Origin of the sequence: Pseudomonas sp. KCJK9111 (genome assembly GCF_046231935.1) — a bacterium.
Taxonomy (GTDB): domain Bacteria; phylum Pseudomonadota; class Gammaproteobacteria; order Pseudomonadales; family Pseudomonadaceae; genus Aquipseudomonas; species Aquipseudomonas parafulva_B.
Genome location: NZ_JBJJMO010000013.1, coordinates 64,969 through 72,298, shown reverse-complemented (window position 1 = coordinate 72,298; position 7,330 = coordinate 64,969). Strand labels below are relative to the sequence as shown.

Annotated in this window: 8 protein-coding genes and 1 pseudogene; 6 read left to right on the top strand and 3 right to left on the bottom strand. The window is 51.2% G+C overall.

What is annotated here, in order from left to right:
• Positions 1 to 405 precede the first annotated feature (405 nt).
• From ACK59L_RS07790 to ACK59L_RS07780, 3 genes are all read left to right on the top strand, one after another.
• A complete protein-coding gene (locus ACK59L_RS07790) occupies positions 406 to 723 on the top strand; it encodes a cupin domain-containing protein (RefSeq protein WP_409272809.1) in 318 nt (105 codons plus the stop codon).
• A 452-nt stretch (positions 724 to 1,175) separates the two neighbouring features.
• Positions 1,176 to 1,823, top strand: coding sequence for a hypothetical protein (locus ACK59L_RS07785; RefSeq protein WP_409272807.1), 648 nt, complete (start codon positions 1,176 to 1,178; stop codon positions 1,821 to 1,823).
• 30 nt (positions 1,824 to 1,853) lie between these two features.
• Positions 1,854 to 2,072: a hypothetical protein gene (locus tag ACK59L_RS07780; RefSeq protein WP_409272805.1), complete on the top strand. Its 219-nt coding sequence runs from the start codon at positions 1,854 to 1,856 to the stop codon at positions 2,070 to 2,072.
• 738 nt (positions 2,073 to 2,810) lie between these two features.
• Here ACK59L_RS07780 and ACK59L_RS07775 read toward each other — a convergent pair.
• From ACK59L_RS07775 to ACK59L_RS07765, 3 genes are all read right to left on the bottom strand, one after another.
• On the bottom strand, positions 2,811 to 3,590 hold the full coding sequence (locus tag ACK59L_RS07775; RefSeq protein WP_409272803.1) for a hypothetical protein: 780 nt from the start codon (positions 3,588 to 3,590) through the stop codon (positions 2,811 to 2,813).
• Positions 3,591 to 4,321: 731 nt separating this feature from the next.
• On the bottom strand, positions 4,322 to 4,582 hold the full coding sequence (locus tag ACK59L_RS07770) for a hypothetical protein (RefSeq protein WP_409272801.1): 261 nt from the start codon (positions 4,580 to 4,582) through the stop codon (positions 4,322 to 4,324).
• 147 nt (positions 4,583 to 4,729) lie between these two features.
• The gene (locus tag ACK59L_RS07765; protein ID WP_409272799.1) at positions 4,730 to 5,215 is read right to left on the bottom strand and encodes a hypothetical protein; all 486 of its coding nucleotides are present in this window, start codon (positions 5,213 to 5,215) and stop codon (positions 4,730 to 4,732) included.
• A gap of 43 nt (positions 5,216 to 5,258) precedes the next feature.
• On the opposite strand from ACK59L_RS07765, the pseudogene ACK59L_RS07760 reads away from it, so the two are divergent.
• From ACK59L_RS07760 to ACK59L_RS07750, 3 genes and pseudogenes are all read left to right on the top strand, one after another.
• Positions 5,259 to 5,414, top strand: a pseudogene (locus ACK59L_RS07760) (ATP-binding protein); the annotation flags it as partial.
• A gap of 298 nt (positions 5,415 to 5,712) precedes the next feature.
• On the top strand, positions 5,713 to 5,988 hold the full coding sequence (locus tag ACK59L_RS07755) for a hypothetical protein (RefSeq protein ID WP_409272797.1): 276 nt from the start codon (positions 5,713 to 5,715) through the stop codon (positions 5,986 to 5,988).
• Positions 5,985 to 6,893 carry a TIR domain-containing protein gene (locus ACK59L_RS07750; RefSeq protein ID WP_409272795.1) on the top strand — a complete coding sequence of 303 codons (909 nt, stop codon included), beginning with the start codon at positions 5,985 to 5,987 and terminating at the stop codon, positions 6,891 to 6,893. Before ACK59L_RS07755 ends, ACK59L_RS07750 begins: the two co-directional genes overlap by 4 nt.
• The last annotated feature ends 437 nt before the right edge of the window (positions 6,894 to 7,330 follow it).

Sequence of the window (7,330 nt, the reverse complement as noted above, 5' to 3'; positions counted from 1 at the left end):
CCGACTGGCCCGATAAGTGCGTGCGTTTATTAAGTTGACGAAAAATTAATATTTACTGCTTTATTATTCGTCAACCCTCCCTGGATAGCATAGTTCCGTCCTATTTCCGCACCCTGGTTATGGGGGCGCAAATCGTAATTTGTTCAGTGCTTCGTTGGATCAGCTCTAGATAGCTATTCTTTTAGCTATCGCGGTGATTAAAGGACCGTGGTCTTGCCAACGGGGATGAGACCGTGGCACGCAATTTCAAGTGAATGTCTATCTAGGTCATGACATCCAATCGCTCGGCAGGAGTTCAATCTACCTCCGCAATCAGCTAGTCACGACAGGCAAAATCGCTCACCAGGCACCCGGACTCTTCAACGTCCGCCGGTGAACTTTTCAGCCCAAATAGAAGTGATGACTATGACCCTCACCGCTGTACAAAAGAATGTAGACATTTCCGACCTGGACCCTTGGGGCACCGTTGCCGATCTCGGCTCCGTGATCTTGGAAGGCGAAGCAAAGGCCTTTGGCAAGATGACCCACGGAACGCCGACTGACCCCATCAGCAGCGCCTATTTCGGTCTTACCCGCGGCAAGTTCAGGATGATCTACCCTTTCAACGAGCATGCTGTTGTGATCACCGGGTCAGTGCAGCTTACTGACGAGTCCACTGGAGAAGTAACGCGCTTCGATGCTTGGGACACTTGGTTCGTTCAAAAGGGCACACCAGTTCTTTAGGAGGTCCTTACCGACACCTTCGTTAAACACTATCTCGCTGTCGCCTAAGCCTCCCATCTGCGCAACCGGCCAGCGAGGCCGGTTGCGTTCCTAAGCTGATAGCCATTCGCTGACACCTCAGCGTCATCTCGCGATCATCACTCAATAGTCCCCACCACACTGTCACTTTCTATCTGCGCTCGCGTTACGCAGGAAAATAGGTTACGAAAACCTCCTCTGTTCTCACGAGCCCGAACGGTCATACGGCCGCATGACCATTGGCAGCTCATCCCTTCCCTTCTAGCCTAGGCAGACCGCACGGCACCGGTTACGCCCCTTGCTGCCAGCGCCCTTGACCGCTTTTGCATGGATCTGGGGACAACCACTTCACCCAACGCATTTGCGAACACGAGGAAATTGATGTTAATTTGACATCAATTTGTTGACGCAAGTGATTCAAAATGGAGGGTAGGTTGAAAAAGCTTTTGGTAACCCTGATGGCGACTGCCAGTCTTTCAACGACACCGATCGCCTTCGGGGGAACGCAAGTCATCGAAGTGAAAGACAAGGGCGAGGTCGAAATGCGCTCCGTGATCCACAATAATGTGGAGGTGACCATCCTGCGTTTTGATGACCCTATTTCTAATCTAAGAAACAAGATTGAGGACTTTGAAAAGAGTCAATCCTCGGGGACCAGCTACAGCATCAAAGAGGCAGTACGTTTTTTCACCGATTCTGAAAAAATCTTTGTCGAATTCAACAAGAGCATGGCTGAGATTGCAGGAAGCTCCGGAAGAGTCGAATCCTGGCATCGTACCGGCGTCCCAGTAAGCTCAGTGACAGAAAATGGCAGGTCAAAAACTATAACTAACAAAACCGTTGTGGTTCAGACAGGCGCCTCAGCCTTCGTGTCAGTATCTAATTTTGATGCGGCGAGTCGGGCCAAAGTGGTATTGAATATTCACCAAATCGTACCAACGGCTGGGACGGACGTTATCTCATATTTCGGTAGCTCTAATGCCACCCTGCGCGGCGGTGAGATCTTGCCGCTGTTCTGGAACAATAACGGAATCCAATATTGCGCGCTCCTCACGCTCCATACGTCGAATGACAAAATTTGAACGGTGAACTGAAACAATGCGCTTTAAAGCGTGAGTACATCGAGCAAACTCAACGATGAGTGGGTTGCCGGTGAGTCCGTGGCCACCGTCCCCAAAAGCCCGCAGAAGCGGGGTTTTGGGGACGGTGTAGCCTGCGCCTTTCAGCGTGGCGTCAGCCTGATCCTTGCTGACCTTTCAAACGGCACTTGGCGTATCAGCCCACGCTACAGTGGCACCTACAGCACCGATCAAGGCAAGGTCAGTGAATAGTCGAGTCATCACTTTCATCGCAAACATCCTTTTTTTCTGTGAATGTGATCATGCGATCAACTCGTTGCGATTAGGGTTCATTGGATGAAATCGTGTACTAAGCACATCAGTAATCAGAGGTAGCCCCAACCACCGACGCGAAACTCAGCATCGAGAAAGGCTCAACTCTCTGGGACTGCCCGTGTCTACCACGTTGCGGGGACAATTTCTTCACTCAATTTTCACGACGGCTCAGGCAGACTCAAGCTATCCCTACGTGATAGAAGCTCTCTTGCCCGCCTAGCAGCGGGCTTTCTTTTGCTCGCGACTTTCTTTGCATCCGCCCTGTGCCAGGCGACCGATGGACCAGGGATGTGAGGATAAATGGATCCATGGGGGCGTCATGGAGCATGCATGCGCATCTGTTTCCCTCTGCCTTCCACGTGGATTTGGAGGGTTGATCTTAGCCACCCTACTGACGGTTCATCAGGCGATCTTCCAAGGACTCACACCCTATAATGATTCATCTCTCTAGGATGGGCAAAGGCGGCAGAACTACTCATTGATCGGCAATTGCTCGGGACGTGTATGCTGTGGACTCATAGCTGCCACTCACCGCTGGCAGCTAACGGCCAGAAGCGGTCCTTCGCTAACTACAAAACGTAGAGCAATTCAGTTTTCTGCATATCGCTTAACGAACCCCACAAAAAGGATGGCTGATTCAAGGAAGGGACGGCTGGCTGTTTACGGAGCGTTTCCCTAGTTCTCTACATATCCTTTATCGACTAAGTATGCGGCTATGGTGTTGCATACGACATTTATGGAAATGAATCGAACCAGATGTTGGGTCGCCATTAGCACAACACCGACAACTAAAGGATGTACATCTCCCTTAACGCTTATATTTTCGGCCAATTCAACGACCGGTGATCCGCTAAAGCCTCGATAGTCGTGCTCCTTCCAGTTCACATCCGTCAAGCAGTATTGATTCGGAAACAGCCCAGCGACCGAGAGCTTTCCATAAAATCCTCTTGGCTGGATTCGCATTTGCCCGGCATCATAGTCAACTTCTGTCGCACAGTTCGGATGATTGTGAATTGGGTATCCGACTGCACGCAAATTACTACCACGAGCAAGGGCTAACTTTAATAGATTATCTACGTCATCCTGATGTTGTAATGGTAACGCACGCTCACGTAGCGCTGCATATTCTTCAGTGCTAATCTCTTCAGAAACTACGTATATGGCGACGTCTTCAATGTCGTTATCACAGCTATCGTCAATAGCTGTCTGTAAAACATGGCTAAATAATACAGACTTGCTCCCACCAGGAATAACAGGGACCATCAGCTTGGCTTCGGAGCTATCTGGCAAGATATCTTCAATGCAATGCCGGGCGGTAACGTAAAACACCGGCTCGAATGGTGGGAAGGTTACGAAAAAACCGGTGCCATTAAGTCCCGGATACGACTCAAACCCTTTGCATGCAATAATATTGGGAGAAATGCTTATATAAGGCATGTATGCAGAAGTATTCATGAATATCTCATTAAAAATAGCAGTAGTAGCCGAGCCTGAATTGACATCATACGCCTCCAAGGCAGATAATATTTGCGGGTGTCAAAATACACATTTACTACAATTATCTTGCTTGATTTATCTCAAATCGGGAGTGACACTCGTTACACTCATAGGTGTGGGTATGTGCTGACACTGTACCGTCAGCCCGAATATGACCGGGCGAGCGCATTTCATTTCTTGGAATGTTTCGGAGGCCACCTCGGCAAATAGGACAAAATTGGATGTCCGGTTGTTGGCCCGGTATGTTCGCCATTCTACTTCCTCAATGAGACAGTCTATGTTTATTGAGCTTGTGCTTCACACATGTTAGATCCCGCTCGACAATGATAGCCAAGTGACATCGCTTTATCTAGTCCCAGCCAAATCAATTCGATGGCCAGTAACCAAGCATCCGAGCCCCTTCCATAGAGGAGCAGGTCAAATCGATGGCAAAAAGCACCCAGCGGTTCGTTACGGAGCCCGTGCAGCCTTTCTCGTTTGATATCTTGCCAGCGGAAACGCCTCTTTGGACTGATATCGATGGAATGAATAGCTCACGCCAAGTGAAACTCTGGTGGCAGATCGCCTTTCGAGTCGAAACTACGGCAGGCGGGAATGTCCGCTATGGGTCGATAGCTGCCGGTCGGCTGAATGCCCCATCACGACCGAGACGCTGTGAAATCCTGGACCAGAATATTCTTGCCCCAGGGTTATTCTGCGAAGGTTGGTGATCGAAGTGATGAACGGACCCGCAGCCATTCCTTCCAGCACTCCTCTGGAACGATGTCCTCATAACCCCGCTCTTTTTCCAACGCCAACGCGGCACTAAAGGGCACTGCCATCGCGGAGGCATTATCTCGAATCTCAAGCACCTCAGCTTCGCTGAGCGGAGAGCCTTTGCGATCCTCCGCCCTCTTAAGCAGGGTGACAAGCGCCGGTATAAAAATTAGACACAACGGGTCTGTAGACAAAGGTTTACCTCGTGCGAACAGTAATCGGAGTTAGTGGTGCCGATTATAGAGTCTGAGCAAATACACGCAAAACGCTCACCGATTATCGCTGCATGTTGAAGGGATATGGCGGACCGGTAGGGGTCGAAAGCGCCCGGCCAACATGCGTCAAAAGGGATCAAGCTGTGCATCGGTGCCTGCCACCTTGGCCAGCGCTATGAGGCTGTCGACGCATTCTTGGTTAACGATACAACCCACATAATCGGAGCCACCCATGTCCACATGTAGGAAGCGCTTTCCGGCCCCGATGAGCCATTGATCGAAATCGACCAGTACCTGCGCCATTGTGGGTGTGCCCTCCTGCGTGTAGGTATAGGGCCGCTCAATTCCGCTGGCTTCAACCAGTTTCGGGGCCAAGTACTCGAAATCATCGAAGCCGCGCACGTCCACAGCCATGAATACCGGATGATCAAGTGGCTTGCCTTTCTCTGCTACCAAAAGACCAGTGGCCAGCGCGGTGGCAGGGTCCTCTCCTTGGCTGTAATAGCGTGAGACCCTGCTGACGAGGCGCGCGCTTTCATTCTCAGGCAGGTGTGCCAACAAGGCCTGGGCGAACGCTTTTAGTTCCGCGCGAAATGGATACAGCTCACGCATTATCGCCGCGTCGCTCAACCTGGATTCATCAGGTGGAGGTTGCGTGGACGATGACATCTGTCGAGGCAGGTTGCATCTTCGCAACCGACGCGGCGAACATGAGTTTGCGGCGACCGAAGCGCAGTTCGATCTGATCACCAGCTACTTTCGAGCGCCACATGAGGATGAAGGCATCCAGGTTGAAATTTACCGACATTGATTGGTCCTAGCACCGTGAGGTTGTGTGACCTCTAATACCCCATGGGCCGCTACAGGCCCACATCGAATGGCCGCTGGCCATTCGCGTCCACCAGCTATCGACCAGTTGCAGCCCTTCTGTGTTCGCTGGACCACACAGCCCGAAGCCGGCATTAATTTCGGCTTTCCACGGCAACCTCTCCAGGCTGCGCTCAAGCGTCGGCTCGCGGGCATTGAGATCCGACACTGCCAAGTGGCTGTCTCTCCACCTGCGCAAAATTAGTGATATCGTTCTGCAACCATAGGCAGAGATCAGGACCATGCTAAAAGGACTCGACAAGCTACAACGCCAACTCAAGGAAGCGCAGGAAGTGCTACAGCGGCTCGACGGTGATTTGTGTACCGTAAATTTCGATCCTCATGATCCTGCGAGCATTGAGCAGGCAGTCCAACAGGTCGAGGCCGTCATTGATGAGGCAGTTGGTCAACACGGATCAAATCCGATCATCCAGCCGCTAGCGGCTGAAATGAAAGAGCGCTATCGCTCAGAAATTTTGGACCGCGCTGCGGCCGCGAGGCTGGAGACCGATGAATGACGCATGTTGACGTTTTCTCACAGCTGAATAACGCTTTATTAGACTTGCAAGGAGCAACTCCGCAGACGTTTGAACGCCCCCTGAAAAGAATCTCAGCACTCCTCAACAGCCCTGATCTCGAAGAAATCAATAACGCCCTAAAAGAAGGCTTAGACTTAGATTCTTTTTTAAGGGCTAGCGAAGATACTGCTAGAGGCATGATCGGAAGTTCGAAGCTTCTGTGGCCAGACGATCAAAAGCACACGATGGGTCTAACGCTGTTATTGATTGATAAATTAGCAGCTGAGCCAAATTACGCATTAGATTTCGGGCATCACTTCTTTTATTCGGGCAGCAAAATAATTGCTGGAATTCGAGAGATGACGAGACAACTGCTGATCCCGTTCATCAGGGATTACAAGTTGTACGTGGGTAATAGAGGAAAAACAGAACCTGCCTTGAGGCAACCTATGTCGAATAAAGTATTCATTGTCCACGGTCATGACGACGGCGCACGCGAGTCGGTTGCTCGCTTTCTCGAAAGGATTGGGTTCGAAGCTATCATCCTTCATGAGCAGGCCAATCAAGGTCGTACGGTAATCGAAAAGGTTGAGGCCCACGGGGATGTCGGCTTCGCAGTTGTGCTGTTGACGCCTGACGACGAAGGCCGTGTTAAAGGAGGCGACTTAGAGCCTCGGGCACGGCAGAATGTGTTGCTAGAGTTAGGATACTTTATCGGGCGACTCGGCTGCGGCAGGGTTTGCGCTCTAAAACGGGGTCAGCTGGACATACCTAGTGATTTTGCCGGTGTAGTGTGGGAGCGAATGGATGAAGCTGGCGGCTGGAAGCAGGCTTTAGGGCGTGAACTACAGGCGGCAGGACATCCAGTCGATTGGAACAAGGTCATGGGTGTGTCAACCCGTTAAACGCAGATTGACCAAGCTCCGCAGAGCTTGGATGAAGCCAGCGGGTCGGTCTTGTGTCTATTTACCCCGCCCTGTTGGTCTGAAATCTGGGCCGTTGGGCCCGCTATTGCTCTGTCTCATTCCCCAATAGAATCGGGATCAGTTCATCCAGCGAACGGATTCGGTGTATAGGGCGACATAAATGCTACGGCCACTTATGGAAGCCCTCAAGCCAGATGGCCTGCTTACCACTGGCTTTGGCGCCTTGATAATCATTGATCGGACGGTCACCCACATAAACACACTGTTCAGGCCAAAGCATATGAGTTCAATGCCGAAACCGGAGCCAGCAATCGCTTCCACCAAACGGTTTTCAATGCATCGGAAATGCCATCCAGGCAGTCTGGATGGCGCGCAATGGCTTAAACCGTACCCGATTGAGCCCTCCGATTCAGGGT